The 26,384-nt window shown below is 38.0% G+C and carries 30 protein-coding genes, 2 tRNA genes and 1 rRNA gene; 16 read left to right on the top strand and 17 right to left on the bottom strand.

Annotated elements, in window-relative coordinates:
- Positions 1–171: 171 nt before the first annotated feature.
- The 3 genes from O5635_RS08525 to lipB form a co-directional block, all read right to left on the bottom strand.
- On the bottom strand, positions 172–603 hold the full coding sequence (locus O5635_RS08525; RefSeq protein WP_036901276.1) for a YlqD family protein: 432 nt from the start codon (positions 601–603) through the stop codon (positions 172–174).
- An 80-nt stretch (positions 604–683) separates the two neighbouring features.
- Positions 684–2,660, bottom strand: coding sequence for an AMP-binding protein (locus tag O5635_RS08520; protein WP_241462934.1), 1,977 nt, complete (start codon positions 2,658–2,660; stop codon positions 684–686).
- Positions 2,661–2,747: 87 nt separating this feature from the next.
- Positions 2,748–3,455, bottom strand: coding sequence for a lipoyl(octanoyl) transferase LipB (gene lipB, locus O5635_RS08515; protein ID WP_036901277.1), 708 nt, complete (start codon positions 3,453–3,455; stop codon positions 2,748–2,750).
- On the opposite strand from lipB, the gene hpf reads away from it, so the two are divergent.
- Genes hpf through O5635_RS08490 form a run of 5 tightly spaced genes read left to right on the top strand, consistent with a single transcriptional unit; the run spans position 3,438 to position 8,133 of the window.
- Positions 3,438–4,025, top strand: a complete 588-nt coding sequence (gene hpf / locus O5635_RS08510) for a ribosome hibernation-promoting factor, HPF/YfiA family (protein WP_036901278.1) — start codon at positions 3,438–3,440, stop codon at positions 4,023–4,025. The two genes, lipB and hpf, sit on opposite strands and share 18 nt — an antisense overlap.
- 18 nt (positions 4,026–4,043) lie before the next feature.
- Positions 4,044–4,721 carry a deoxyribose-phosphate aldolase gene (gene deoC, locus O5635_RS08505; protein ID WP_036901279.1) on the top strand — a complete coding sequence of 226 codons (678 nt, stop codon included), beginning with the start codon at positions 4,044–4,046 and terminating at the stop codon, positions 4,719–4,721.
- On the top strand, positions 4,718–5,503 hold the full coding sequence (gene recO / locus O5635_RS08500; RefSeq protein WP_036901280.1) for a DNA repair protein RecO: 786 nt from the start codon (positions 4,718–4,720) through the stop codon (positions 5,501–5,503). Before deoC ends, recO begins: the two co-directional genes overlap by 4 nt.
- A 23-nt stretch (positions 5,504–5,526) precedes the next feature.
- The gene (locus O5635_RS08495) at positions 5,527–6,825 is read left to right on the top strand and encodes an MFS transporter (RefSeq protein ID WP_036901281.1); all 1,299 of its coding nucleotides are present in this window, start codon (positions 5,527–5,529) and stop codon (positions 6,823–6,825) included.
- A gap of 36 nt (positions 6,826–6,861) precedes the next feature.
- On the top strand, positions 6,862–8,133 hold the full coding sequence (locus O5635_RS08490) for a glycosyltransferase family 4 protein (protein ID WP_036901282.1): 1,272 nt from the start codon (positions 6,862–6,864) through the stop codon (positions 8,131–8,133).
- On the opposite strand, the gene proC is transcribed toward O5635_RS08490, so the two are convergent.
- The 7 genes from proC to O5635_RS08455 all read right to left on the bottom strand — a co-directional run bounded on the left by proC (position 8,039) and on the right by O5635_RS08455 (position 13,450).
- Positions 8,039–8,902: a pyrroline-5-carboxylate reductase gene (gene proC / locus O5635_RS08485; RefSeq protein WP_052042753.1), complete on the bottom strand. Its 864-nt coding sequence runs from the start codon at positions 8,900–8,902 to the stop codon at positions 8,039–8,041. The genes O5635_RS08490 and proC overlap by 95 nt on opposite strands.
- A complete protein-coding gene (locus tag O5635_RS08480; protein WP_036901283.1) occupies positions 8,872–9,444 on the bottom strand; it encodes a cell division protein SepF in 573 nt (190 codons plus the stop codon). The genes proC and O5635_RS08480 overlap by 31 nt, the downstream gene beginning before the upstream one ends.
- A gap of 159 nt (positions 9,445–9,603) precedes the next feature.
- Positions 9,604–10,245 carry a YggS family pyridoxal phosphate-dependent enzyme gene (locus O5635_RS08475; RefSeq protein ID WP_052042757.1) on the bottom strand — a complete coding sequence of 214 codons (642 nt, stop codon included), beginning with the start codon at positions 10,243–10,245 and terminating at the stop codon, positions 9,604–9,606.
- Between the two features lie 7 nt (positions 10,246–10,252).
- A complete protein-coding gene (locus tag O5635_RS08470) occupies positions 10,253–10,525 on the bottom strand; it encodes a PipX family protein (protein ID WP_036901284.1) in 273 nt (90 codons plus the stop codon).
- A gap of 92 nt (positions 10,526–10,617) precedes the next feature.
- A complete protein-coding gene (locus tag O5635_RS08465; RefSeq protein WP_036901285.1) occupies positions 10,618–11,505 on the bottom strand; it encodes an energy-coupling factor transporter transmembrane component T family protein in 888 nt (295 codons plus the stop codon).
- A 3-nt stretch (positions 11,506–11,508) separates the two neighbouring features.
- On the bottom strand, positions 11,509–12,879 hold the full coding sequence (gene der / locus O5635_RS08460) for a ribosome biogenesis GTPase Der (protein WP_036901286.1): 1,371 nt from the start codon (positions 12,877–12,879) through the stop codon (positions 11,509–11,511).
- Between the two features lie 151 nt (positions 12,880–13,030).
- Positions 13,031–13,450 carry a DUF1823 family protein gene (locus O5635_RS08455; protein ID WP_052042759.1) on the bottom strand — a complete coding sequence of 140 codons (420 nt, stop codon included), beginning with the start codon at positions 13,448–13,450 and terminating at the stop codon, positions 13,031–13,033.
- 57 nt (positions 13,451–13,507) lie between these two features.
- On the opposite strand from O5635_RS08455, the gene O5635_RS08450 reads away from it, so the two are divergent.
- A complete protein-coding gene (locus tag O5635_RS08450) occupies positions 13,508–13,717 on the top strand; it encodes a hypothetical protein (protein WP_036901287.1) in 210 nt (69 codons plus the stop codon).
- Between the two features lie 3 nt (positions 13,718–13,720).
- Here the strand turns inward: O5635_RS08450 and cobI are convergent, their stop codons facing one another.
- From cobI to aroQ, 3 genes are read right to left on the bottom strand one after another with little or no spacing between them, the layout of a single operon-like run.
- Entirely contained in the window at positions 13,721–14,551 is an 831-nt protein-coding gene (gene cobI / locus O5635_RS08445; protein WP_241462935.1) for a precorrin-2 C(20)-methyltransferase, read from the bottom strand.
- Positions 14,552–14,584: 33 nt separating this feature from the next.
- Positions 14,585–15,202 (bottom strand): tRNA-(ms[2]io[6]A)-hydroxylase, encoded by a 618-nt coding sequence (locus tag O5635_RS08440; RefSeq protein ID WP_036901288.1) that lies wholly within the window; start codon positions 15,200–15,202, stop codon positions 14,585–14,587.
- Positions 15,202–15,648, bottom strand: coding sequence for a type II 3-dehydroquinate dehydratase (gene aroQ, locus O5635_RS08435; RefSeq protein WP_036901289.1), 447 nt, complete (start codon positions 15,646–15,648; stop codon positions 15,202–15,204). Before aroQ ends, O5635_RS08440 begins: the two co-directional genes overlap by 1 nt.
- A gap of 107 nt (positions 15,649–15,755) precedes the next feature.
- Here aroQ and O5635_RS08430 point away from each other — a divergent pair.
- Together O5635_RS08430 and O5635_RS08425 are read left to right on the top strand one after the other, a co-directional pair.
- Positions 15,756–15,837: transfer RNA gene (locus O5635_RS08430), tRNA-Tyr, on the top strand.
- 9 nt (positions 15,838–15,846) lie between these two features.
- Positions 15,847–15,918: transfer RNA gene (locus O5635_RS08425), tRNA-Thr, on the top strand.
- A 304-nt stretch (positions 15,919–16,222) separates the two neighbouring features.
- Here O5635_RS08425 and O5635_RS08420 read toward each other — a convergent pair.
- On the bottom strand, positions 16,223–16,801 hold the full coding sequence (locus O5635_RS08420) for a hypothetical protein (protein ID WP_036901290.1): 579 nt from the start codon (positions 16,799–16,801) through the stop codon (positions 16,223–16,225).
- A 123-nt stretch (positions 16,802–16,924) separates the two neighbouring features.
- On the opposite strand from O5635_RS08420, the gene O5635_RS08415 reads away from it, so the two are divergent.
- The 4 genes from O5635_RS08415 (at position 16,925) to O5635_RS08400 (ending at position 20,501) form a co-directional block, all read left to right on the top strand.
- Entirely contained in the window at positions 16,925–17,842 is a 918-nt protein-coding gene (locus O5635_RS08415; protein ID WP_036901291.1) for an ADP-ribosylglycohydrolase family protein, read from the top strand.
- Positions 17,843–17,993: 151 nt separating this feature from the next.
- Complete coding sequence (locus O5635_RS08410; protein ID WP_206537194.1) at positions 17,994–19,214, top strand: type IV pilin protein; 1,221 nt, start codon at positions 17,994–17,996, stop codon at positions 19,212–19,214.
- Positions 19,215–19,437: 223 nt separating this feature from the next.
- The gene (locus O5635_RS08405) at positions 19,438–19,797 is read left to right on the top strand and encodes a DUF7326 family protein (RefSeq protein ID WP_036901293.1); all 360 of its coding nucleotides are present in this window, start codon (positions 19,438–19,440) and stop codon (positions 19,795–19,797) included.
- Between the two features lie 302 nt (positions 19,798–20,099).
- Positions 20,100–20,501, top strand: coding sequence for a hypothetical protein (locus tag O5635_RS08400; protein WP_036901294.1), 402 nt, complete (start codon positions 20,100–20,102; stop codon positions 20,499–20,501).
- A gap of 80 nt (positions 20,502–20,581) precedes the next feature.
- Here O5635_RS08400 and O5635_RS08395 read toward each other — a convergent pair whose 3' ends face one another.
- Positions 20,582–21,286 carry a TVP38/TMEM64 family protein gene (locus O5635_RS08395; RefSeq protein WP_269607468.1) on the bottom strand — a complete coding sequence of 235 codons (705 nt, stop codon included), beginning with the start codon at positions 21,284–21,286 and terminating at the stop codon, positions 20,582–20,584.
- Between the two features lie 264 nt (positions 21,287–21,550).
- Between O5635_RS08395 and O5635_RS08390 the strand changes: the two genes are divergently transcribed.
- Both O5635_RS08390 and O5635_RS08385 read left to right on the top strand, forming a co-directional pair.
- A complete protein-coding gene (locus tag O5635_RS08390) occupies positions 21,551–22,930 on the top strand; it encodes an aldehyde dehydrogenase family protein (RefSeq protein WP_036901296.1) in 1,380 nt (459 codons plus the stop codon).
- A gap of 222 nt (positions 22,931–23,152) precedes the next feature.
- Positions 23,153–23,875, top strand: coding sequence for a LysM peptidoglycan-binding domain-containing protein (locus O5635_RS08385; RefSeq protein WP_420063643.1), 723 nt, complete (start codon positions 23,153–23,155; stop codon positions 23,873–23,875).
- Between the two features lie 16 nt (positions 23,876–23,891).
- Here O5635_RS08385 and O5635_RS08380 read toward each other — a convergent pair whose 3' ends face one another.
- Positions 23,892–24,929: a hypothetical protein gene (locus O5635_RS08380; RefSeq protein ID WP_152557296.1), complete on the bottom strand. Its 1,038-nt coding sequence runs from the start codon at positions 24,927–24,929 to the stop codon at positions 23,892–23,894.
- A gap of 130 nt (positions 24,930–25,059) precedes the next feature.
- On the opposite strand from O5635_RS08380, the gene O5635_RS08375 reads away from it, so the two are divergent.
- Together O5635_RS08375 and O5635_RS08370 are read left to right on the top strand one after the other, a co-directional pair.
- Entirely contained in the window at positions 25,060–25,269 is a 210-nt protein-coding gene (locus O5635_RS08375; protein WP_036901987.1) for a photosystem I reaction center subunit IV, read from the top strand.
- Between the two features lie 5 nt (positions 25,270–25,274).
- Positions 25,275–26,135, top strand: coding sequence for a DNA-formamidopyrimidine glycosylase (locus tag O5635_RS08370; protein ID WP_036901299.1), 861 nt, complete (start codon positions 25,275–25,277; stop codon positions 26,133–26,135).
- Between the two features lie 67 nt (positions 26,136–26,202).
- On the opposite strand, the gene rrf is transcribed toward O5635_RS08370, so the two are convergent.
- Positions 26,203–26,319, bottom strand: a 5S ribosomal RNA gene (gene rrf / locus O5635_RS08365).
- Positions 26,320–26,384: the final 65 nt, after the last annotated feature.

Raw genomic sequence — 26,384 nt, 5'->3', positions numbered from 1 at the left:
AGTTTTCAAGTAACTCCCTAGGGCAAGAGTTTTGAGAGAATTTGAACCCAACAAGTAGTAATGCACAAAATTGATTAATTGAGATAATCAATACAAGGAAAACTCTAAAGAGGTATAATTAAAACTAGAGATGTGGCTTTGTTACTAACTTATTATAAGGTATTCCAATAATTAAGATTGATCAATTGATTGGACAACTCCATCTTTAACTAATACCGAGACTTGCATTTTATTTACTAAATTATCTCCAACATTTAAATCACAAAAACTTTCAATCTGACCCTGCTCAACAATCTCATCCATTGCCAGCTCCCTTACTTGGGATTGATTTTGCAATAGATTTCTTTTTTGCTCTTCCAATTCGGACCGCTTCCCTGCAACTTGTTGTTGAACTTGAGCAACCTGATCTTGAATCCTAGGATCTAAAGGGTTTGCACTCTGGCTTCGTAGGCCCTCAACTATCTGTTGGCCTTCTTTCTCAAGCTGAGAAAGTTGTTGATCAGTATTTGCAATAGCACTGCTGATCTCTCTTTCAGCCTCTTCTTTCCAAGATGGAGTAACAACAGCTCTAATCGTGATAGAACGTTTTATAGAGATAGTCATCCTTAGAGAAAAACTTTATCAAAAGCCAAGACTCTCAGTGAATGTGAAATTGGTCAACCAAATAAACGGGTTAACAACAATCAAGAACTATAAATTAAAGCTATTGCATTTGAATCTCGTTCTGTGATTTGTTGGCGTTTTTGCTTCAATGTTTGAGTTAACAAACCATTTTCAATAGAAAACCCTTCTACAAAAGCGACCCCTGAAATTCTTTCATCAGGACGGCATCCCTGCCTCCTTAAGAGCAAATAATTAATCTCTCGCTTTAAAGCTTGCCTTAAATTGCTATCACCAACCCAGTCTTCAAAGTTTTCTGACAAAGAGATACCTTTTTGATGCGCCCACAAAAGCATCTGCTCAACATTAGGCACTACTAAAGCTCCTAATTGCTTCTGGTCTTGCCCCACAATCATTACTTGTTCAATTAATGAACTTGAAAGTAATTCTTCCTCTAATGGAGCTGGCTCTATATTCTCACCATTGCTTAATACAATCGTATCTTTAGCTCTTCCAGTTAAGACAAGTGAGCCATCGGGAAGCAACATTCCCAAGTCTCCTGTGTTAAACCATCCATCAGGATCCAAAACCTTAGCAGTCGCCTCTTCATTAGCTAAGTAACCGTTCATAACTTGAGGACCTCTTGCTAGAACTAAGCCCTTTTGATTGAAATTCAAGAGTCTGTAGTCTTCTTGGTCAACTATTTTTAATTCCGTCTCAGGTAGCGGGAGGCCTGAACTGCCTCTAATATTTCTCCACGGCCTGCGACAACTCAAGACTGGGCTGGTTTCTGTAAGTCCATAACCAACCAGCAATTCTATCCCTAATGCTTCAAAAAACTGATCGACATGAGGTGCAATGGCTCCACCTCCATTAATTGGGAACTTTAACCTTCCTCCACAAAGCTGCTTAAGAATTTTAGGCCATAGAAAATAAGAAGCTATGAAATGTATTGGCCACCTATAGATGACCTCTGCCAAAGCAAGTAGCCATTCCTTAAAATTCACATCAACTATCATTAGTTGTCGAATCTTCCTTAAAGCTATTTTGTATCCAGAACTATTTTTAAGAGCTTTTTTTAAAAGCTTCTGTCTTTGACTTGGCATCTTCTTCACTGCTTCATCAAAACCTACTTTTATTGACTCCCAAAGGCGTGGAACAGTTGCCATCACAATTGGTCGGACTCTCTGTAAATCTTGTTTTAAATTCTTAATCGTTGTGTAATGTTGCGTGCATCCACAAGAAAAGAAATAATACTCTGCACTTCGCTCGTAAGAGTGCCATATAGGCAAAATACTTAAAAGAGGAGTACCTGGTGATGGGTTGGCGATACAGGCCAAGGACCTCATCTGATGCAAAAGATTTGCATGAGTTAAGGGCACCCCTTTAGGCTCCCCAGTCGTGCCAGATGTGTACAAAATTGTTGCTATAGGAGAGACCACCGCGGATTTCTTTGAAACATCAGCCTTACCTGCCCTTTCTTTAAATTCACTCTTGTCAACCTTTTGAGAAAGGTAATCCCATCCAAAAAATGTGCCTTTAGTATCACCTTCTATTACAAATACAAATTTCAGTCTCTTCCTTTGATTTTCATTTAAATCAAGCTCCTCAAATAATTGTTCTGATTGAACTATTAAACCAACTGCACCACAATCATCCAATATATAACGAAGTTCATTTATAGGAGCTGATGCACCTCTAACAGCATTTGCTGCTCCAACTCTCATCAAACTCTGGTCAGCGATTAACCATCGAGGGCTGTTTTCAGCAAAAAGCGCAACCACATCCCCTTCCTTTAAACCTAAAGAACGAAATACATCTGCACCTTGCTCAATTTTAATTGCCAACTCTTTATAGGTATAGCTCTCCGCGTAAGCAGTATGAGGTGATTCTAAAGCTGGAATATCTCCACAATGTTTTTTTAATAAAGGCCAAATGTCATCAATGCGGTCTATCCCTCTAACAAAACTGTGATTATCTAAAGCTTTGCATTCCTTTTTGGTAGGTTTCCAAGTTGTCTTGGCAAAATGAGAAGATATTTTTGAACCTTTAATAATCACTTCTAAACTCCATTTTCAAGGAATGGGGGGCAATTTTATTATCTTCATTGCTTAGCCTATAAACAAAATTATACTCGATATAGTCCATTACAAACCGAAATGATTTTTCAAAGATTCTTTCATTAACGGCATCACATCTTCTGTTTTAATCCCAGGGATAAAAGAACTTAGTCTTCCAACCTTTTGTCCTTTAAGGCCACAAGGAATTATTTGATCAAAACCTCTCAGATCACAATCAACGTTAAGTGAAAGACCATGCTTAGTAATCCATCTGCGACAACCAATCCCAATTGAGGCGACTTTCTCACCATCAATCCAAATTCCTGTCCTTCCAGCAACGCGTTCACCTAAAAGCCCTAATTTATCGATTACATCTAGTAGCACTTGCTCTAATTCACGCAAGTACCAGTGAAGATCTGTTTGATATCGATGTAGATCAATAACTAAATAAGCAATGAGCTGCCCAGGCAAATGATGAGTCACTTCTCCCCCTCTATCAATACGGTATAAATCAAAAGGAGGTTTGTCTGTGTTAAATAGCAAATTATCTTGAGTAGCCCCTCTCCCTAGGGTATAGCATTTAAGATGCTGAAGAATCCAAACTGCCTGAGGAGACCATGGCTTTTCCAGAAGTGTTTTTTGCCATTCTTTCTGCCAGTCCCACGCAGTCTTAAACTCTATTAATTCAGAAGATTGGAAAATTAGAGTTGAAGGATCGCCTTCTGATAAATAATCTATATCTAACCTTCGCCAACCATCTGGATCCGGAGAAAAAGAATGAAACTGCTTATTCATGGCCGTAATCTTGAACTAACTCCTGCCCTTCGCGAATACACTCAATCAAAGCTGGAAAAGGCTATACATCACTTTGATGGAATAGTACAGGAGGCTGATGTTCATTTGTCAGTAGCAAAGAATCCTAGCGTTCCACAACAAACTGCCGAGGTTACTGTTTTCGCAAACGGCACAGTTATTCGTGCACAAGAGCGTAGCCAAAACCTTTATGCAAGTATTGATTTAGTTGCTAACAAGCTATGCCGACAATTAAAACGGTACAAGGAAAGACATAGCGATCACCATCACAGTCATGGACACCGGGCATCTGTAACTCCAAAAACTGAAGCCGTTTTAGATAAAGACAATATCAACAGTTCATTACTTGATGGTAAAGAAGCACATTTGCCCAATCCAGGAGTTCGAAGAAAATATTTCACAATGTCACCGATGAGCATTGATGAAGCCAGGCATCAACTTGATCTTATAGATCATGATTTTTATATGTTTAAAGAAGTGGAAAGTCAAGAAATACAAGTTATATATAAAAGAAATCATGGTGGCTACGGCGTAATTCAAGCTAAAAATTAATCTCTTTCGTCTGAGAAAATGAAATCAGATAGAACTGACCACTTAGATATCTCTTCATATATTCATCAAGCATCCCTTGACCCTCATACGAGCATAGAGTCTTTAAACACATTATGTGATGCATCTAAATTTTTTAACTTTGGAGGATTTTGCACAAATCTTATTCGAATACCTTTAGCTCGTAAAAGGTTAGGTTCAAAACAAAAAATTAAGTTAATCGCTGTGATTGGTTTCCCCTTTGGCAGTGTCCCAAATAAAATAAAAAGATCTGAAGCTGAGTGGGCAGTAGAACACGGTGCTGATGAGTTGGACCTGGTCCCAAATTTTCTTGCTCTTCAAGAGGGTAATTTTGAAGTTTTTGCTGAAGAGCTTTCAATAATATGCGAAGTTGGGCTGGTTACAAGAGTAATTATTGATGCGGCAAGATTAAGTGAAGACAAGCTCTCATTAGCAATAGAAGCGTGTATTGATGCTGGGGCAAGAGGTATTCAAACAGGTACTGGATTTGGACCGAAAATTGATACAAGTATGGTCCTTAAGTTGCATTCTTTAATACGAGGTAGATGTTCGCTAAAAGCGATAGGAGGAATCAATACTATTAGTAAAATGGTCGACTTACTTGAGGCTGGAGCATCTGAAATTGGTACATCTTACGGTCCTGAAATTATGAAAGAGCTTCGAACTTTTAAAGAATGAGAGAGACCTGCAAAATCAATGGTCTTTCTTTAAAAGTAGGGCCTCTTGGAGAGAATGATCGACTGTTAACAGTACTTTCTGAGCAAGAAGGTATTGTTCGACTAGCAGTTCCAGGGGCTCGGCGACCAAAAAGCAGTCTTTCAGCAGCTTCTCCTTTAACGCTACTAGAACTACAAGTGTCTGGGAAATCCGGCCTGAGAAGAGTTAGACAACTTAAAGTAGTCAAAAGTTTTAGCAAACTTGGGGAGCAGCTAGAAACTCTTGCAGCTGCTCAAGTTTTAGCAGAACTTTCAATAATCCTAGTCGGAACAAACGATCCTCAGCATGGGATCCTTGAGGCAGTGTTAGAGCATTTAGACCGCTTAGAGAATACAAGCAAAGAGCCCTTATATATATTGGCAAACTGCGTACAATCCCTTGTTCACCTTCTTGCCTTAGGAGGTTACAGTTTACCTACTCACACATGTTGCAGAAGCGGGAAACCTCTTCAGCCTCCTATTGGTAATTGGGACTGGCGATGCAGTCTTTTGGAAAACGAAGGGTTTGCCATTGGATCAATTCCTGAAGCCTATACAACACTCAATGCTTCGGAATTAGCTTTGCTTCAACGTCTTATCAAACCTCAGCTTCCACTTAAAAAGAATGGAGAAGTACTTGGGCCAATAATGGTATGGGAGAAATTTTTTATCTTAATTGAAAAATGGATTGCACATCATCTTTCTCGCGAACTAAATACTATGAAAATCTTAAAAATGTCCATAATATCTAAACAGTTAAATTAAATTATACTATAAAGAATAATCACTTGAACTCAGAACAGAAAAGACAATTAGACACGAAAGGAGTGAAATTTGTAATAGGCATTGAAGGCTTTCGTAAACTTTGGATTGCTCAGCTTTTCTCGCAACTTGCTGACAAATTCCTAATAATTTTAACAATCTTTATTATCAGTGAAAATTGGGCAAGTTCAGCCCCATTTAACATAGAGAGTCCTGGGCAAATAATTACTCTTCTTGCCTCTGGCGTGTATTTAGCAAATAGCTTACCAGCTATATTATTTGGTGCAATAGCAGGAATATTCTCAGATATTTTTCCAAGACTAAAATTGATGATTTTATCAAATTTATCAAGGGCCATTTTGGCCTCATTAATACCAATATGCTTAATAAAAGGAAGCACCTGGAAAGGTTTAGATTGGGGGTACTGGTACTTATTAATAATTATCTTTCTACTATCTTGCTTTACTCAATTATTCACGCCTGCAGAGCAGTCATCAATACCCTTATTAGTAAAAAAAAATAACCTTCTAGAGGCAAATTCAATTTACCAGGCAACAACAATGGGGGCCACAATATTTGGATTTGCATTAGGCGATCCATTATTAAGAATAATGAGGTTAACATTTCATACTTTAGGTATAAACGGAGGGCAATACTTCCTGCTACCAATCTGCTATGGGATCTCAGCGATCGTTCTAACTGAGATTATTTTAAAAGAAAGTGTTAAAAATAAGTATCAAGGGAGTATTATTGAAGAAATCAAATCAGCATTATTTCTACTCAAAGAACAATCCATAGTACGTAGATCAATTATTCAGTTAGTCATTCTTTACTCTCTAATGACTAGTCTTTATATAGTTGCAATAGGTCTCGCATCAGAGATACCAGAATTAGGGCCTACAAGATTTGGCATACTTTTATCTTTTAGTGGAATCGGAATAGCCACAGGAGCGTTTTTTATAGCTCAGAGAAGTCACTTCTTTAGAGAGCACAAACTATCCACAATAGGAATGAGTTTAATAGGCTTAAGCCTAATCTTATTAGGCCAAGTCAAAGGCACTTTAATTGCAACCATTATTCTTTGTACATTTATTGGAACAGGTGCCTCCTTTGTTGCAATTCCAGCCCAAACAAAAGTTCAACAGCATACACCCGAGAAAAAACTTGGCAAAGTTTTAGGTATTCAAAATAATTTAATTAACATCGCACTTAGCTTTCCACTTTTACTTGTAGGGGGGTTGGTTGCAAAACTTGGTTTATTACCTTTGCTTTGGATCCTTGCTGGAATTGCTCTATTTTCAGCGCTTTTCGAAAAATCTCTATAACAACTGCTAGCTTTTAGTAAATGTAATCTTTTTACGGTGGCTCATATTGCTTGGCTGGGAAAGAAATCTCCTTTCTGTGGGAATGTCAGCTATGGGAGAAGTACTACAAAGGCTTTAAGAGAGAGAGGCCATCACATCAGCTTTATTCACTTCGACAATCCAAGTAATGCAAGCAATACAAATACCTCTTTACTAGCCAATGATCCTGAAGTAAGCCTCCCATATTTAATTAAATCGCAAGTTTATACAATCCCTTCCCCCAGGGCTCAAAGAGAGTTAAGAGAATCACTAGAAAGATTAAAACCTAATGTTGTTCATGCAAGTTTAACCCTCTCGCCGCTTGATTTCAGGCTCCCTGAATTGTGTCAACAAATACGAGTTCCTCTAGTTGCAACATTTCACCCTCCTTTTGACTCCAAACTTAGAAATCTTACGGCTAGTACCCAACAACTGACTTACCAATTATATGCTCCCTCTCTTGCGAAATACGAAAAAGTAATTGTCTTTTCAGATAAGCAAGCAGAGTTCCTCGCAAAACTTGGTGTCAAAGAAAAATGCCTTGCAGTTATTCCTAATGGTGTAAACACAGAAGTTTGGAAGCCTTGTGACAGCGTCAATATTTCGTCAAAACTAGAAGAGGTGAAAAGAAGATTAGGTCAAGAAAGAATCTTCTTATATATGGGGAGGATTGCAGCTGAAAAAAACCTTGAAGCACTTTTAAAAGCTTGGAAAGCCTTAAATACTAAAGGTTGTCGACTTGTAATTGTTGGCGATGGTCCTCTTAGGCCTACACTTGAGAACAATTTCTTGTCCACTAATGAAAGTAAGATTTCTTGGTGGGGCTATGAATCAGATCTCTCTACAAAAGTAGCGCTTATGCAGTGTGCTGAACTATTTATACTCCCTAGTCTTGTAGAAGGACTCTCAATAGCACTTCTTGAAGCAATGGCTACAGGAACAGCATGTATAGCGACTGATGCAGGTGCTGATGGTGAAGTGTTAGAAGAAGGCGCAGGGATAGTCATCAGCACCGAAAATGTTACCGCTCAATTAAAAACACTACTCCCCTTACTAAAAGAGCATCCTTCTTTAACTTTTGAGTTAGGCAATAGAGCGAGGAAGAGAGTATTAGAGCAGTACACTCTGACAAAAAATATTGATCATTTGGAAAATTTATATTCAACAATATTAGGGGAGTCAAGCGAAAAAGGTATCAAGCAAGTTCTCGGCTTCGTTGAGCAGCCAAAACAACAGCTTCCATCAAAGCGGAACGAATGCCTGCCATCTCTAGATGGCGTAGAGCAGTAATTGTTGTTCCTGCTGGAGAAGAAACCATATCTTTAAGCTGAGCAGGGTGTAAATTTTTTTCTATTAACAATTTTGCGGAGCCTAAAAGGGTCAAATTGGCCAAATTATATGCCAAGTCACGAGGGAGACCAGACGCAACAGCTCCATCTGCTAACGCCTCTGAAATCATCGCTATATAGGCAGGGCCAGATGAAGTTAGCGCAAGAAAAGAATCTAATTGCTCCTCGGGCAATTCGAATGTTTGACTAATTGGTTTAAAAATAGCCTCTGCTGAAAAGCGCTGTGCATCAGAAACACCTTCTCCCCATGACAAACCTGTCAAGCCCGCTTTAACAAGAGCTGGTGTATTTGGAACTGCACGTACACAATTATGAGAAGGAAATGCAGTTTGTAATTTTTCCAATCTCACGCCTGCCAAAAGTGAAATTAACAAAGGTTTATTTGTAGGCGAGAAATTGTCTTTTTTTAAAGTCTTTTCCTTGATCAAGCCTAACTGTTGAGGCTTAACTGCTAAAAGCTTAATTGGAGAATTCCAAACTTCATCAGCAGAAGAGTCCTCCGAAGATACAACTACTAAGCCTTTAGGTAAGTGACTTAAAGCGGAGTTAACACTTTTCTTTTTACCAACTACACCGATAATCTCTTTGGGATTAAAAACACCTTTCTCCATCAAAGGAGCAAGAATAGCCTGGGCCATTCGACCTAAACCAATCACTCCGATAGAAAAAGGCACTTCCCCTAAATAGCTGATGCCATTGAGGTTCCCCATGCAGGCTCAGGTGCTGTAACACTTTCCATTGAGGTATTATCCACCTCTTGGCTAGTCACATTTGAAGGCGCGGGCTCTTCCTGAAACGAATTAGTCACTGATACGCAACTTGGAGCAAATAAGAAAATGCTTTCACCCACTCTTTCTTGATGACCATCTATAGCAAAAGTACCTCCTGCAACAAAGTCAACAGCTCTCTGGGCTTGATCGGGGTCCATCATTGTCAAATTTAAGATAACTGTCTTTCTTTCTCTTAATGCCTGAATAGCTTTTGGCATTTCATCGAAGCTTCTTGGCTCCATCAGATTAACTTGAGCCGTCGCAGTTGAAATTCCAGGCATCCCAATAACATTTGAAGAATTATTAGCATTCCCATCAAAAGGGTTTAAGCCAGCAATAGAAGCAAGGCCAGTTGCATATTCTCGAGGATCTCTATTGTCTACTTCATAGTCATCACTTCTACCATAATCAAGGTCATCAAAATCGCTGTCCAAATAGTCATCACCAGCGACAACTGCTCTAAGGCGTGAAATAAGCGACACCAGTTAAGTCCTCTCAGAATAATTTTGAGACTATCGGCAAAAAATACCGACAAAAGGACAATCTCGCTAAAGGAAAATATGTCCTATCCCTAAATAACGTTTTTTATAGGTAGGAGCAAGGTTTTCAATTGGTTTTATTGATATCCTTATGGAATTGACTTATTTATGACGCTCTCCAAACAAAAGAGAACCGATCCTAATCCATGTAGCTCCTTCCTCAACCGCTTCTTTCCAGTCTTTACTCATTCCCATAGAACAATCTTCAAGGCATAATTTGTCAGCCAAGAGCCTACAGTCTCTGAACAAAATCTTCCGTGCCTGTAAATCAAGATCGATAGGTGCAATGGTCATCAAGCCAACTACTTTTAAATTTGGCAAGCTAATCAATTCGGACCACGAATTCATAAGATTCTCTTCTGAAAAGCCTGATTTTGAATTGTCTTTACGGAGTTTTACCTGAATCATCACCATTGGGAGTTTATTTTCCTCACAAGCAATTCTTGAAATCCTTTGGGCAAGCTTCAATGAATCAATTGAATGAATAAAGTCAAAGTTCTTTACTACGCCTCTTACTTTGTTCGCTTGAAGGTGTCCTATAAAGTGCCATTTGATTTGTTTAAGATCATTCAGAGAAGTCAGCTTGATCAAGGCTTCCTGTAATCGACTCTCACCAAAATGAATCTGGCCGTCCATCGCCAATTCGCGTATAGAGCTAGCTGGATGACCTTTGCTAACTGCTAGCAGCTTGGTGCCCTTATTACTTAATGCAGCGTATTCAGCCAGTCGACTAAAAGGAGTCACAAATAAACTAAATAAATGTCTGTTTAAATAATTGTCTCCATTTTTCGAACTCTGGAGACCCTTCTCTCCTACAACGTTTTAAATGCATATCAGCATGATGTCTTGCGTCAAGATAAGGTATTACTTCAAATTCAGCTCCTCTAGGCTGCAGAGTGACCAGGAAAAACATCTTCTGTGCATACAGGGTTGCATAAACATCCCTACCTTCCCCACCTGGAGAGACCAGATAAAGCATCCCAAAAGTTGGATGATTTAAATATCGTTCAGCCTCAGATCCCAAGGAATTAAATGTTTTCCACGATCAGAATACTTCTACCTATGCAAAGTTACTCACTAGCTTTGGAAAAAGATAATTAAACATAATTGCAATCTCTACAAAGAGCCAAGCTTAAATCTTAAAGAAATTGCCAAAATCAAAAACAAAGCAGCAGTACTATTTATTAAAAAGTAGCTAGAATTTTTTATTGTCTCTGGCTTGAGATGATCAGGTGTGAGAATTTTCCCTCCAGTACGAACAAAGAAAGCTTCCGCTCCTTGATCAGCTCTAAGTAAGATATTTGCCAAAAAACGCTCTCCCATAGTAAGGAAAACATTCACAGATCCTTTCAACCCAAGCTTGCGAAAATTAACGGCTCTTGTAGAAAGTGCTCTCAAGAGACTTTGAAGTTCCTCCTGAACTAAAGGGAGGAATCTCAGTGCCAAAAGAAGCTGGAAACTCAATCGCTCCACAGGAAACCCCAAGATTCCCAAAGGGCGCATCAGCCAACTTAATGTCCAGACTAATTCTTCTGGGGAAGTAGTTAAAAGCATCAAGTTCACGCTATGAACAACAGTAAAAACTAAAGAAGAGGTTTTAATACCTAGATCAAAAGATCGTCTATCAATCAATAAAGGGCCAAGCTTGAATAATTCCCAAGAGGGGCCATCAGCAATAGTATTTGGTATTTCTGAATATGAGCGTAAGGGCAAAGAGGTAAGCGCTTCACTGGTTGGCAGAAATATTGCGAAAAAACCCAAGAAAATTGAAAAAATTGATAAATAAACCACTGATCTCCCCCAAACCCTTAAGGGAATAGCACTGAAACAAGTGATTATCAAAAGGAACAAGACTAGTCCCACACGCCAAATAGTTCCAGCGAGAACAGGTGTAACTAAAAACATCATTACCCAAGCAAATTTCAACCTTGGATCAAATCTTCTTAGCCAACCTGAATCACCAGCCACAAACTGACCTATGGGCAATTTCTTTAAAAAATCCATCAGTCAGGAAGGTAGGTTATTTTTTTGGCGAGCCAAGTCTTTTTCGGCAACACGTTGCTGTTTACCTCTCCAAAACAGTTTCAATGGAGTACCCTCAAAGCCCAATCCCTCTCTCAACTGTCTTTCGATATACCTTCTATATGTCTCACCAAAAAGCTTTGGTTCATTTACGAAAAGGCTAAAAGTAGGAGGCTTTACTGATACTTGTGTACCGTAATATAATCTGCCTTGCCTACCTCCACGAGTCGTTGGAGGACTACGCCATCGCAATGCATCTGCTAACACCTCGTTAACAACTGAGGTGCTGACTCGACGCTGATGTTGCTCAACAGCTAATCTAGCCAAGCCGAAAATAGACTGAACCCTTTGTCCAGTAATAGCAGAGGCAAACAACATTGCAGCCCAATCAAGAAAATAAAGCTTCGAACGTAGCTCCTTTTCCATTAAAGACATTGTATAAGTATCTTTTTCTATTGCATCCCATTTATTCACTACAACTAAACAGGCCCTACCATCTTGTTCTATCCTTCCAGCCAGCTTTTGGTCTTGCTCAGTAACACCATCTAATGCATCTATAACTAGTAAGCAAATATCACTTCTTTGAATGGCTTTAAAACTTCTATTAATACCAAAAAACTCAGGCCCATAATTAACACTACGACGTCTACGAATACCCGCTGTATCTATTAATTTCCAAGACTTGCCTTCTCTAGTAATCATCGTATCAATAGTGTCTCGTGTTGTTCCTCTAATAGAACTAACAATTGCTCTATTCTCTCCAGATATTGCATTCAACAAACTTGACTTGCCAACATTTGGTCTCCCTATAATTGCCAATTGAATTGGTTCATTATCTTCTTCATCGAGTTCTTGAGGTGGCAAAAGAGAAATAGCGTGGTCTAGCAAATCACCAGTCCCAGAACCATGAATTGCAGAAACAGGATATGGCTCTCCGAGTCCTAGCCGCCAAAACTCTGCTGCCATAGCTAGTCCCTGCTCGGGCGATTCACACTTATTTACTACTACTAAAGTAGAACAGTCGTAATTTCTCAACCAAGAAGCTATTTCCTCATCAGCAGCAGTAACACCTTGCTGACCATCAACAACAACCAAGGCTATTGAGGCTTCTTCAAGGGCTAGCCTTGCCTGCTCTCGTATCTCTGGAAGGAACTCAGTATCATCAGCAAAAACAAGGCCACCTGTGTCTACAACCTTAAACTCTCTCCCTCCCCAAAACCCCTCTTGATAAGTCCTATCTCTAGTAATTCCTGGTTGGTCATGAACAATAGCCTCTCTGCTTCGACAAAGCCGATTAACAAGAGTTGACTTCCCAACGTTTGGGCGACCGATTATGGCGACGATTGGACGCGCCATGACTTATAAAAACATTAATATTACTGACCCTACTTACGAATAAAAGAAATTAAACATTTTTGCTTATATAAGAATATTTTTTGGTTATTAAAGCTTTAGTCCTTAGAAGAAATCTGATCTTCTATAAATCACGCGCAAAAAACTTGAGATTTCAATCCTCATTGAGATATGAAGGTATAGGGCCTGCTTCAGGAAGGCTTAAGTCCATTTCAAGTGTCCATGCCAACAACCAATTTACTGCAGTTGCTCTTCTTGTTTTCCTCGGATAAAGCTCACCGATTCGATAACCCTCAAATTTCAATAGCGTCTTTAATGATTGTTTATGCTCTTTAGGTATAGAGCGAGTTAGATGAACAGAGGCAGCTCTTTGTGAAATAATTTCTGGCGCCTCTGGAAATTTTTGAGACCAATACAAAGGTGTCTCAGGGCCAGCAGGCCACGGCATATTTTTAAACTGTTGTTCTTGATATCCCAATCTTTCCCAGACGAGTCTTGCAACAAAACGATCACTCATACGATCATCAAGAACTTGAATTAACAACTTTTTGCTTAAAGGCCAAACTCTGTTCATAGGATAGATAGGATCATTTAATTACTAATCGCCTAGACCTCAAAGTTAGTCTCAACTATGAAAAAAAAGACATTAGGGGCTTTGAAACGAAAAACACTTCAACAAAAGAAACACTATGGCATCCCATCTTCCTGGATGAGCGCAGCTTTAGTTTTTATTGCCATTTGCCAATTGCCAATCACACTGAAAGCATCTCTAGAGCTTGCCTGTATTGCATCTCTACATATCAGCAACTATTCTGAACCAAGCTTCTGCAAGATAAAATAACTATTATTTCTTATAGTATTTAGAAAAATCTGTTGGTCTAATAATCAACAAAGAAAAATAAGATATTTGTTCAGAAAGTGTATCAATACCTTTCGATAATTGCTGATCCGAAAACCCTAATTTTTGAGCAACTAAAGTTTTTTCTAATAAACCTTTTTCCTCTAAGACAGATCTAACCCATTCCCACTTAGAACCTAATTTTAATAACACTAAAGTTCTCTCTGAGTTAATACATTCATCAAGGATATTCTCTAATGAAAATTTACTTTCAGGGACTGGTGAGATCAGCAAGGTTTCTGTTTGCAATGATAATGGTAACTGACCTATCGCAGCAGCCAAAGAGAAAGAATTAATTCCTGGTATAACAGTAATAGGGCATTCTGGATATAAAGACTTTATATAAATAAGCAAATAAGAACTAGTTGCATATAAAGAGCTATCACCTTGGCACAAAAAAACAACTTTCTCTCCATTAAGAACTGCCTTTGCTAATTTATGACTTGCAGAAATCCAAGCTTCACTAAGTAGGTCAAGGTTTTTGACCATAGGGAAGATAAGCTCTAGTTTCTTCTTATTTTTAATCCAGCTTGAGGCAATTTCTGCCGCCATACTTTTTGTTTGATAGCTTGATATTGGATAAGCAATTAAGGTGGCTTTCTTTATGCTATTTACAGCAGCAATAGTTAAAAGCATAGGGTCTCCAGGACCAACTCCGACAAGTGTTAACCCTGGAGATTTAATAAAAAATCTTCTGAGTCCAATTATTGATAAATAAATCTTCTTAACCCTAAGAAATCTATTTATTAAGTAAGAAAAAATATTTAGATTTTTCAAAACAGATTTAAAGAATTCAATAGATCATTGCCATCAGCTATGCATTCTTGGTTCAGGATGAAGCTCAGCAAGTATTCCTGATTCTATTTTAGCTAAATCCTTTATACGCAATAAGATAGTCTCTTTATTAAACCTTTCTGAAGCCAATTGCCAATAAATTCCAAAATGACGGGCCTCACTTTCAAGTAAATCACTGTACAAACAACTAAGTTCTGGATCAGGAGAATGCATGGCTAATAAACTCATTCTTTCATGACTTCTGGCTTCTATTAGCCCAGAGATTAAAAAGCTATCAAGCATTCTGTAAGGCTCATCTTTCCTAATTGCTTTTGCTAGCAATGCACCATAAGGAGGAGCAGGTAAAGGCTTTAAATATTCCCCGCGAGAAATTAACAAGTTCAGAACTCTTTCAAAATGCTCAAGTTCTTCCCTGACTAAAGGACTTAAAACCTCTGCCAAGCCAGGTTCGCATAAATAGCGGAACATTAATTGCACAGCAGCTCCTGCGGCTTTCCTCTCGCAATGAGCATGGTCAACAAGAACTTCGATAGGGTTTGCGATAGCCATCTTCAACCATTGGTCATTTGTTCTACTGAGTAGCCATTTGACCTTCGTTGGCTCCAGATAGTAATTCTCAATCAACTTTCCCATTAGTTTCTACAAGCTTTTCTCAAGTAGTCCAACGCGCCATCAAAAGCTAATTGATAACTCATAGCTCCAAAACCACTTACAATTCCAATCGCTTGATCTGCTAATAAGGATTTTTGACGAAAGTCCTCTCTTGCTGAAGTATTGCTCAAATGAAGCTCCACATAAGGAATACCTGTACTGATGAGAGCATCTCTTAGAGCAATTGAAGTATGTGTATATGCTCCGGCATTAATCAAAATTGCATCTACCTTCCCCATGCTCTTATGGATATAGTCAACAAGCTCTCCTTCAGAATTACTTTGAAAACAACAAAGAGAAATTCCTTCTCTCTTGGCCGTTTCTAAAAGGCGAGCTTCAATAGCCTCCAAACTCTCTGACCCATACACGGAAGGCTCTCGTATACCAAGGAGATTGAGGTTGGGACCATTAAGAAGCAACAAATTCATGGCCCAAATTTAATAAGCATTAAGAAAATCGTATCTACCTCTGAGTGAAACGCCCAACAAAATAGATAAATTTCGACGCTTTAACTGATATTCTCCTTGTGAGGTGCGGGTCGGTGCCCGAGTGGTTAATGGGGGCGGACTGTAAATCCGCTGGCTCTGCCTACGTTGGTTCAAATCCAACCCGGCCCACCTCTACAAGCCCTTGTAGCTCAGCGGTAGAGCACTCCCTTGGTAAGGGAGAGGTCTCGGGTTCAAGTCCCGACGAGGGCATGAGCCCTGATCTCAATCAAGGGAAACAATCTCGAGCACTAGGGGTTGTTGATACCTGAAAGTGGACGTCCACTTTTAAGTCCAGTTTGGCTCTATTGATCATTGTTGCTTGATGCATCTGACCTGATGCAATTCAAGAGATGGCAACCATTCGAAGAAGCGGCAAAGGCTGGCAAGCACTCATAAGAAAGAAGGACTATTTAGGTCCAAAAGCCAAAACATTTCGCTCAAAACTGTTTAAACCATTGCCATCAATTAATTTAGTCCATTTTAGCCATTTCTCTTTACTTTTAAAAGTCAAGCTTCAACTCAAAAACCTCCATGGATTTCGCCAACTAAGTGCAACTAGAGTAATTAAAAATAACCTTAGAGTAATATTTATAGCAGGAATAATGCTTAAGACAGCGATCAAAAATATAACTATTAGAAAGTAGAGCAAAGTATCCGTAAATTGCAAAAGATCATGCCACCAACACAAAGCCATCGGGCCATGTAGTTCGTAGCCAGACCAACGCCCAGGCTTACCACAGATCTCGCAGTAATAAGGTGGCTCTCCCCATGAAGATGAATCTTTCTTTTGAAGTTTATTATTCTCAATTTCTTTATTACTTATTAGTCTATTTGTATCGGAAATGTTATCTAATAATTCATTTATTTCATTTGAAGATAGCTCTACAAAAAGACATTCAATACCTTGAACTCTTTGTTTTATGGTATTACCTATAGTTCCTAAAAAAACGATATTTCCTATTCCAATAATTAGACAAGAGTTAGATCTAATAGGATCTGGTGTTATCCCCAATGGAATCACCAAATTATCTCTGCACCATTGAAGCGAGAAATATTTAGTAATAAGTTCCGAGATTTCTGCATTGTCAATCATCTTTGATCTAAGAAAAACGAATTGTATGAAATCTCTTTCTATTGAGATGATACTATTGTTAATTTTCAGCAATGAATTTCTTTATAAAGCTCTAAATGGCTATAGCGCAAAAGCAGATTGACAATGGTGATTAGCAAAGATAAATACCTAGGGTGTTTTGTTGGTCTTGCATTAGGAGATGCACTTGGAGCACCTTATGAAGGAGGATTTTTAGAAAGGTTGCTTTGGAAATTCTTTGCTCGTACCCCAATTGGCGAGGCTCGCTGGACTGATGACACTCAGATGTCAATTGATCTCGCAGAATCAATCCTTGAAAATCAGTATATAAATCCTGATGACCTAGCTTCTAGGTTTGCATCTAGCTTTCATTGGACAAGAGGATATGGACCTGCGGCAGCAAAATTACTAAAGGGAATCCGCAAAGGGGAAGACTGGCGGTTAGCTAATCGCTCTATTTATCCAGATGGATCTCTTGGGAACGGAGGTGCCATGAGATCTCCAGTTATTGCCCTTTACTATCACGACAGTTTTGAGCAATTAGAAAAGGCGACAATTCTTGCTTCAAGCATTACCCATGCACACCCTCTTGGGATAGAAGGAGCTGTCTTGATTTCTCATGCGACTGCGAACGCATTACTAGGAGTTGGCTCTATGGAGATTCTTGAGGACACTTGTAAGCGAGCGCAATCAGATGTGTACAAAGACAAAAGTAATTTGGCAATGTATTGGATAGATAAAGAAGAGGCGCCAAGCCCAAGTGAAGTGAGACTTCGATTAGGAAGTGGTATTAAAGCGACTGATTCTTGCATTACAGCGATTTACTTAGCAATTTGCTTTAGGTCGAAAGGGTTTGAAGAGATGATTCAGTTCAATAGAAAATGTAGTGGAGACGTTGACACAATATCTTCAATGTCTGGAGCGATCTGGGGAGCATTTAACGGCGTTGCAGCTCTACCTCAAAACTTGCTAATGAACTTAGAGCAATCAAAGCGATTGTTTTCTATTGCGAGTAGGCTATATGAATCAAAAAATGAGAATTGAATCCTTCAATTACATCGATAGCCTCATCTACACACTATTCACACATAGCAATATAAAGGCTTAAAGCCTTACAAAATTGAATCCACAAGATTTAAATAAATCAGTTCGATTTAGAGTCATATTTATAAGTTGAGAATTTAGCAATGTCTCAATTTCACAAAAGAATAATGAAGGGTTCACTCTTATAGAAACAGCGGTAGTGATGGCTGTCATATCCATAGCCACTGGAGTAAGTGTTCCGGTCTACAGGAATGTACAAACTAGAGCGGTAAAAGAGTCTGCCCAACTAGCTGTAGTCAGCATGAAATCTCAATGTGAAGCCAGCTATACCCTTGGTTTCGTAGAAGAGATGCCAAAGGTTAATGTTCGCAATTATCGAATTCAAAGTACATCCAATACCTGTGAAAAGATTCAAGCAATTCCCAATGATCCCAAACGTTGGCCAACATATTCGTATGACATGCATGCGGGTACTTTGACATGTGATTTTGCAGGAGCAGAAACAAGCCCATTTCCTGAATGCAAAAAGATCAATGCGAAAGATTCCATCAAACAAGCAGCCGAAGAAAACAGTAGACGCCTAGCTCAAGAAAGGGCTGCCTTAGTTGCTCAAATCCAAGCTGAAGAAGAAGCCGAAACTAAAGAAGAAGCGTTAGCCAAAGCGAAAGCCGAAGCCAAAACAGAGGCTGCATTACGTGTTGAAATACTAGAAAAAGACTTGGCAGATTATTTAGCGAAGAAAGCAGCTGATCCATGCAATCCAGAAAATATCAGGAAAAATTCAATGGTTATGACTTACCCAGGTGGAGCAGATGGGCCAAAAGTTGCCGAATTTTCTGAAGAGAAAAATAAGTTAGTGAAATCAAAATTAAGAGGCTGCCCATCTCCATTCAAGCGAGATGATTTATTAAATTCAAAACTGACCGCTCTGGCCGAGGCTAAATCAATAGCCGAACTCGAAACAAAAACCAAAGCAGAAGAGGACGCCGAAGCGCTAGTCAAAGCCCAAGCTGAAGCACTAGCCAAAGCCGAAGCCGAAGCACTTGCTAAAGCCGAAGCCGAAGCTGAACAAGAATCCGATCAGGGAGGTCCCTGTAGTATGGCAACTGATAAAAAAGGATATTTGTTAAAAATTCCCGAGTCAGGGTGCGGTTGCTTAATGACTGGAGGCATAGAAGGAACTCCAGGCAGACCAGGGTACAAAAATTACAATCACAAGAGCTGCAGTAAAGAGTTCCCATGCGACCAATATGGACAAACAATATTATGTAAACCAGGTCAATTTAAGAAGTATCAGCAAAAAACAGGCTGGGGACTTCCGAAGCAGCAAAGGAATGAGCTCTGGCAAAAGTTAATCAAGAGAACTCCTTAACTTTTCAAATCAAGAAGACTCGAAAGAGTCTTTTTTTAATGCTATGACAGGGATAAAGAGGAATTAAGAGATTCACCAATCCTCACGATAATTCAAACTTCAAGAAAAAGTGTTCTTGTCAGGTTTACGTATTTCCAAATCAAATATTTTTATTTTTGTCTACTTTTAGTTGTGTCTATTATGAATATTGGTAAAAATGAGAAGTTTATAGCAACTTTAACGTGTGAAAAACGAAGAAATTTCTTTTAAGGATTTAACCAAACCTCAACTAGATGCTCTCAAGCAAATCTACATTGATATTCGTGTCGAATCCATGTCAGAAACTGAACTAAGAAAATTTGCAAAAGAGGTGATTGATCTTCAAGTTAGCGGGACCGTAGGGAATGAGGAGGAAAGAGAAGTTTGGAAAGAGATGAAAGAGTACTTTGATGATGAATTTGAAGGAAAAGTAAAAGAAGTGGTTAAAGTTAAAGGCTTAGAAGAAAGGGACTCTTCAGATGAAGAAATCGAGTTCAAAAAACGACTTGATGCCTTAGAAAAGAGAAAAAGCGAAAAGGATGATAGCAATGAAGATATGTGGTAAGAGTCAAGGCCTAAAAAGCATTGTGAGCAACAATTAGGTGTGCCAGTTAATTGCTACCTATTGACCTGAGCACAAGGGAATAGATGAAGATCAGGAAATACAAATAAGTTTTTATTTGTTAAGATTAAATGTTGCTTAGCAATGATAATTAAAATAACTTTTCAAATTATTTGCTTGTCAAATGACAAGCAAATTATACACCAACATAGATAATTTGGCATTTTGGCTCATCTCTGATATAAGCTTATTAACAAGTTAATCTGTTTCATATAGATCTAAAAATAACTGCGAACAAACTCTGCATGATTAAAACACCAAGACCTTTAACACCAATAGAAGATTTTGAAAAAGCTTTGAACAGTGCAAGCTTATCAGCTAGAGAGTTAGAGTTAATTGATTACATCAGGTATATAGGAGTATTTTCTCAGCCAATGATGGTAAAAGATTTAAAATTAAAACCTAAACCACCAGCATTGTCGCAAATTTGCGAGATCTGCAGAAAAATAGGCGGCGAAATGCCTGAGCATTTTGAAAAAATACGTAAATGGTCAAAGCAAGTTAGCGAGTATGGCGTCAAGTGGGATGGTGATCTGATCTGTAGCTCGGCCAAAAACATCGACGGGGATTATTTAAGTCCATCTTCAGGTACTTCTCCATATGAATTTCTTGTTGTTCACAAAGAACTTTTTATAGGGCTGAGTTAGAAAACAGATTTGCCATTGAAATCATGAAATCAATTGAATAGTAATCTTAAAATAGAAAAAGAATTAATAGATGATATATATCAAACTCTTTTTTTCAAAAATAAGTTTAAAAATCCTAAAGTGAATACGATAAGAGCAGAAACTACAAATACTAATAAATATGGTCCTTGCAAGACAGAGACTTCACCATTTAGGACTTGGCTTACACTTGCATCTTTCAATTCTTTAATAGCAAATCCACCTGCTACAAAAGGAATATCTGATATAATTATACTTACAACTAAAGCTGGCATAAACCTTTTCCAAGAGATTTTAGTTAGACCAATTGCATAACAAACAAAATCAAAAAATTGTGTCATCAGGAAACCAGTCATTAAGAAAAAATTTCTCTCTATATATTTTTTACTGATGCCTTCAATCTTTTGCATTTGCCTGGCTCCTAAAAAATTAGCGATAAAAGAACTACCTAATTTCCTAGATAGGAAAAAAGAACAAGAACAAGAAGTAAAGTCTGCAAAAAATACCAGAAATAAACCCGCTTCTATTCCAAAAAAATAACCTGCCAAGATAGAACAATAAGTGCCAGGCAATATAGGAATTATAATACTGATAAATCTTAGGGAGAAGATCAGCAAAATGGTTACAATACCTACACTCCCTATATTGTTATAACTTTCCAGTATTAAATTATTTACAGTAGATGTATCAAATGTTTTATAGCCAACAATCAATCCCGTAATAAGGATCACAAGCAATAGATACTTATAAATAGACTGACCACGCATCCAATCTTTCATAAAAAATATCTTTAATTATTAATTTTGGATCCTTTCTTTCAAAGAGTCAAGTATTAATTAGACCTAACCTCTAAAAAAATTCTAAAGGTATTTAATCAAAGTCAAAGATATCGCAATCGTCTTTAATTTCGAATATAGTACGAATTAAGGTATAGACTTGCAAATTAAAGATTTTATAAGGTCACAGAAATTTCGTGACACCTCTAAATTCTTTATTTTATTATTTAATTTATTACTTTGGACAATAAGGAGTTGAATACAGAAGACTTCAACATTAATAACCTTCGCAAGCCAGTTTTAAATGGCGAAACAAGATCTATTAATTGGAGAAAGCTTCAACTTGGCATTTTAAAAGCACTTGTAGAAGAAAACGAAGATGCCATTCTAGAGGCCTTAGCATGTGATTTAGGCAAGCCACCTACCGAAGCATTTTTTGAAATAGCAGCTCTAAAGCAAGAACTATCTCTGACGAGTAAAAATTTGAGTTCATGGATCAAGGCCAAATCGGTGAATGTTCCAATATTTCTCAAGCCTGGCAATGCAATGAGCTTAAACGAACCTCTTGGTTGCGTTTTGATTATTGGTCCATGGAATTACCCTTTCATGCTTACAATTCATCCACTCATATCCGCTTTAGCCGCAGGGAATACTGCAGTTGTTAAGCCATCAGAATATGCACCTGAAACATCCAAATTAATAGCAAAGCTAATAAATTTATATTTTCCAAAAGATGTAGTTCTAGCTTTTGAAGGCGACTCAAAGTTCTCTGAACAGCTAGTAAAAAATAAGTTTGACCATATCTTTTTTACTGGTGGGAGTAAGATAGGCTCGAAAATTATGCAATCTGCTGCGAAGACTCTCACACCTGTAACATTAGAGTTGGGTGGAAAGAATCCAGCAATTATTATAAAAGGTGCAGATATCGAAACAACTGCACGAAGGCTAATCTGGGGCAAATCAATAAATGCTGGGCAAACATGTCTTGCTCCAAATCATATTTTAGTTGAGGAAGGTTTGAAAGAAGGTTTAATCAAACAGATGAAAGATTCTATTATCAATTTTTATGGATCTGAGCCTTTGGAATCAAGTAGTTTAGGTAATTTAAATAATAGACATTTTGAAAGAATAAACAACTTGCTAGAGAATGCTAGAGATAGAAATCAAATTATATTTGGGGGCGATGTAGATTTAAAGAGGAGAAGAGTAAGTCCAACATTAATTGATATAAAATCCTTCAAAGACTCATTACTTGAAGAAGATGAAATATTTGGTCCTCTATTGCCCATTGTTGAAATAAAAAACCTTTCTTATGCATTAGATCAAATAAGGAAATATGAAAAGCCTCTTGCTATTTATATGTTTGGAGGATCGAAAGAGGATCAAAAAATTCTTATAAATACAACTAGCTCTGGTGGAGTATGCTTTAATGATGTGATAATACAAGCTGGAATACCTGAGCTTCCCTTTGGGGGAGTTGGCTATAGCGGAATGGGCAGCTACCATGGCAAAGCAGGCTTTGACAACTTCTCCCATAAGAAATCAATCCTTAATAGACCATTTTGGCTAGACCTGCAATTCAGATACCCACCCTACAATATTGATATTTCACTTCTCAGAAAACTTTTAAGCTAAATGGTAATTAATAAATTTTCAAATTACTTATATCAATTAGCTGTTCATATAAAGGTGATTAGCTTTAAAAACAATGAACTAAACAAGATGGTAAAAATTTTTCTACTACTCTTTGCATTTTTAATGTTATCACCTAGTAAATGCTTGGCAGATATAATAATAAAGCCTGGTGATACGTTGTCAAAAATAGCCCAAAGATACAATGTAAGCTTAAGGTCTCTCATGGATTTAAACAGAATTTATGATGCAGATAAACTAAAAGTAGGTCAAAGAATTAAGCTTCCAGGTAATAACAATCTTGCAATTAAAAAAAGTAGCCTCACTCATTTAGTATCAAGTGGAGAAACTCTTAGTGAAATTGCTTTCTTATACAAGGTGAATATTAAAGATATTATATATTTGAACAAACTTGATGATTCTAACTTTTTATACTTAGGGCAAGAATTAAGACTTCCAAAGTCGGCCTTAAAGCCAAAAGAAGCCGCTCAAGTAGTTCATATTGTATCTGAGGGTGAAACATTAAATTCAATATCTAAAAGGTATAATCTGTCCATGAAAAATATCATAAAGTTTAATAGTTTATCAAGTCCTAATAATATTCAGCCTGGGGATAAGATTTATCTATATTCTAAGACTAATGAGAAGTCAGCAATGAGAGCAAATTCTTTAATTGATAACTATACTATTAAAGAAAAGACCAGTAAAATTATTGATTGGCGTAACTATGGTTCTTTAAAAGTAAACTTTTCGGAGAGGAAGAGAGTGGATGGAAGTTTTGTAATGCCAGCAATTAACAAAAATGGTAATTCGTTATTTCTAGCAATTAATTGCTCATATTATAAGATTACTTCTACAAAGAGTAATAATCAATGGAAAAAATGGTTCACCCCTAAGCGTGAATTCGAATTCAAGTTGGTTGATGATATCTGCACCAAGAAACTTTAACTTAAGAAAAGCCTGGTTAAGTTTTCTGAGTCTCAGGAAAGCTGGGGGGCTCAATTTGCTCTGGCGACTCCTCAACTATTTGCAATCTTAGTGTTTTACCTCCAGATATTTCGCCTAAAGAGACTCGCATGGTTGCCCCGCTTAACGTTTGCAATGCATCTAAGACTGCTCTTAAATGAGGAGTACTGCTTCCACTTTCCACCCACAACTTTTCATATAAACCTTCAAGCCTTTTCCAGGAAGTATGAAATCTAAGAATTGAGGATTCTATTGATTTCGCCTGGGTAAAAGCATCACTTAAGAACCCTAACGAGTCTATTCTCTGCGCTTCTTGAGTGGCCTTTTCAAGGTCTAGGCCTTCTCTTTGCAATGCTCTTAAAGATATTGAGGCGTCAATAGCCTTGCCCAAATATCTGGCGACTGAAGTGACGTCCTTAACCGAATCTAAATGCGGGTCGTCTTTTAAAGTCTTGCGAAGATCTTCTTGCTGTATTGGAGGCAATTTAGACAGTTCTTTAACCAAAGGAGCAATTGTTCTGGAAGGAAGCAAATTAGACTGGGCTCTTTCACGGATCTCCTCCGGTAATAAAGAACTTGTTGCAGCAGTAAATTCATCTGAAAGCCTACGGACATCTTTTCGAGTTATCGCATTCCCTTCATTTGCTGATTCAGCAATCAATTGCTGCACTTCAGGTGCAGATTGAGCTGTCTCTATAAAAGACCGTCGAGAGAAATTGTTTACACTTTCACTCTGCAGCATTCCATCCCCAACAAGGTCATCGGCAGAATCTGCAAGTTGAATTAGTGCATATCCTCTTGTCTTACTTATCTCCATTTCGCGCAACCATTGCAAAAAGCCAGCTCCTCTACCTTCTCCTCCTTTTTTTTCACGATCTCGAACAATTCTTAAAATTCTTCCTCTCCAAATCTCAGTTTGCAAATCAACTCGTTCACATATTGACCAAGCATTCTCCAGACGCTCTAAAAACTCAATATTACTGATATCTTCCTTGTCAGGATCAGGCAAATTGAAATTAAGTAACGAAGGTTCTATTTTCACAAACTCAAAAAACTCCTGTTGATAATTACACAGTCTGCAGGTTTAGGGACGACATTCTGTGACGCTAAGGTAAATTTTCACTATCTAGGCGATAATGTAATTAATGAGTTGTTCAAAAGCAGTAATGGCTATTTCCAGAGGCGACATGGTAAGGGTGAAGCGACCCGAATCATATTGGTATAACGAAGTGGGAAAGGTTGCTTCCGTTGACACTTCAGGAATTAAATATCCTGTTGTTGTTAGATTCGATAAGGTGAATTATGCCGCATACAGTGGTATTGATGGCGGCAACAATACTAATAACTTTGCAGAAAGTGAACTAGAAGCTGTTTAAGATTCTTGCCCGAACTTCCAGAGGTTGAGACTGTTCGCAAAGGATTAGAAAAGCGACTTAAAGGTTTTTGTGTAAAAAAAGTAGAAGTACTTTCCCAGAGGACAATAGCTAGCGAGGGTGGTTCCGAAGAGTTTATATCGTCAATTAAAGGTTTAATTATTGGGAAATGGGAAAGAAGAGGAAAGTATTTAATAGCAAAGCTCTTAACTGAAAATTCCTCAGGTGAAAATATTAATTCTGGATCATTAGTTATTCATCTAAGAATGACAGGTTATTTTCAGTGGCATAAAAAGAGCAATGCAGCTTGTAAGCATACAAGAGTTAGGCTCTGGAATAGTCAGGGGGCAGAAATACGGTTTGTCGATATACGTAATTTTGGTCAAGTTTGGCTAATACCAAAGCATAAAAATCCGAGAGAGGTAATTAGAGGTTTGAGAACTCTTGGGCCTGAGCCCTTTAGTAAGGAATTTAACCCTATCTATTTAAAACGATCACTAAAAGGTAAGTCTAGAAGTATTAAATCAGCTTTGCTAGATCAATCACTTGTTGCAGGTATTGGAAATATATATGCAGATGAAAGCCTATTTGATGCAGGAATAATACCAATCAAACAATCTGGCAAGCTAAAAGATAGTGAGATTAATAGACTATGCAAAAGCATAGTAAAAGTTATAAGAATAAGCATTGGGAAAGGAGGAACAACTTTCTCTGATTTCAGGGATCTTGAAGGTTTAAATGGCAATTACGGAGGTGAAGCATGGGTTTATCGAAGAGATACAAAGCCCTGCAGAAAATGTGGCGAAACGATATATAAGGAGAAAATCTCGGGCAGAAGCTCTCATTGGTGCCCAAGATGTCAGAATTAATTATTTTAATTTTCTATTTTTAGTTGATTATTAGTTCTATCAAGGAAAATACTTTGAAAGATGTTTTACCTGGCATTGAGCTATTTTCTCAGGGGGCTACCCCCCAAATATCGTCGCCGCTGATGCGTTTCACAACCGAGTTCGAGATGGATCGGAGTGGTTCCACATCGCCATGAACACCAGGAAAAACATTCAAGGTTGAGCCTTGAGAACTGCATAGTGGCTGAAATGAAAAAGCTTTTTCTAAAG

The sequence above is a fragment of the Prochlorococcus marinus str. MIT 0919 genome (genome assembly GCF_027359375.1).
In the GTDB taxonomy this organism is placed as follows: Bacteria; Cyanobacteriota; Cyanobacteriia; order PCC-6307; family Cyanobiaceae; genus Prochlorococcus_D.
Note: the sequence above shows the minus strand (reverse complement) of the source record. Positions and strands in the feature narration are given on the sequence as shown.

Excerpts from the sequence above, each read along its gene's own strand:
- aroQ (WP_036901289.1), bottom strand. The coding sequence starts at position 15,648 with ATGAATTTGTTGCTTCTTAATGGTCCCAACCTCAATCTCCTTGGTATA.
- recO (WP_036901280.1), top strand. The coding sequence starts at position 4,718 with ATGAGAGAGACCTGCAAAATCAATGGTCTTTCTTTAAAAGTAGGGCCT.
- proC (WP_052042753.1), bottom strand. The coding sequence starts at position 8,902 with ATGGGGAACCTCAATGGCATCAGCTATTTAGGGGAAGTGCCTTTTTCT.
- O5635_RS08385 (WP_420063643.1), top strand. The coding sequence starts at position 23,153 with ATGGATTTAAACAGAATTTATGATGCAGATAAACTAAAAGTAGGTCAA.
- O5635_RS08415 (WP_036901291.1), top strand. The coding sequence starts at position 16,925 with ATGGTGATTAGCAAAGATAAATACCTAGGGTGTTTTGTTGGTCTTGCA.
- hpf (WP_036901278.1), top strand. The coding sequence starts at position 3,438 with ATGAAACTGCTTATTCATGGCCGTAATCTTGAACTAACTCCTGCCCTT.
- O5635_RS08525 (WP_036901276.1), bottom strand. The coding sequence starts at position 603 with ATGACTATCTCTATAAAACGTTCTATCACGATTAGAGCTGTTGTTACT.
- deoC (WP_036901279.1), top strand. The coding sequence starts at position 4,044 with ATGAAATCAGATAGAACTGACCACTTAGATATCTCTTCATATATTCAT.
- O5635_RS08455 (WP_052042759.1), bottom strand. The coding sequence starts at position 13,450 with ATGAACAGAGTTTGGCCTTTAAGCAAAAAGTTGTTAATTCAAGTTCTT.
- O5635_RS08375 (WP_036901987.1), top strand. The coding sequence starts at position 25,060 with ATGGCTATTTCCAGAGGCGACATGGTAAGGGTGAAGCGACCCGAATCA.
- O5635_RS08400 (WP_036901294.1), top strand. The coding sequence starts at position 20,100 with ATGATTAAAACACCAAGACCTTTAACACCAATAGAAGATTTTGAAAAA.
- O5635_RS08420 (WP_036901290.1), bottom strand. The coding sequence starts at position 16,801 with ATGATTGACAATGCAGAAATCTCGGAACTTATTACTAAATATTTCTCG.
- O5635_RS08395 (WP_269607468.1), bottom strand. The coding sequence starts at position 21,286 with ATGCGTGGTCAGTCTATTTATAAGTATCTATTGCTTGTGATCCTTATT.
- O5635_RS08465 (WP_036901285.1), bottom strand. The coding sequence starts at position 11,505 with ATGGATTTTTTAAAGAAATTGCCCATAGGTCAGTTTGTGGCTGGTGAT.
- lipB (WP_036901277.1), bottom strand. The coding sequence starts at position 3,455 with ATGAATAAGCAGTTTCATTCTTTTTCTCCGGATCCAGATGGTTGGCGA.
- O5635_RS08450 (WP_036901287.1), top strand. The coding sequence starts at position 13,508 with ATGAAAAAAAAGACATTAGGGGCTTTGAAACGAAAAACACTTCAACAA.
- der (WP_036901286.1), bottom strand. The coding sequence starts at position 12,879 with ATGGCGCGTCCAATCGTCGCCATAATCGGTCGCCCAAACGTTGGGAAG.
- O5635_RS08440 (WP_036901288.1), bottom strand. The coding sequence starts at position 15,202 with ATGGGAAAGTTGATTGAGAATTACTATCTGGAGCCAACGAAGGTCAAA.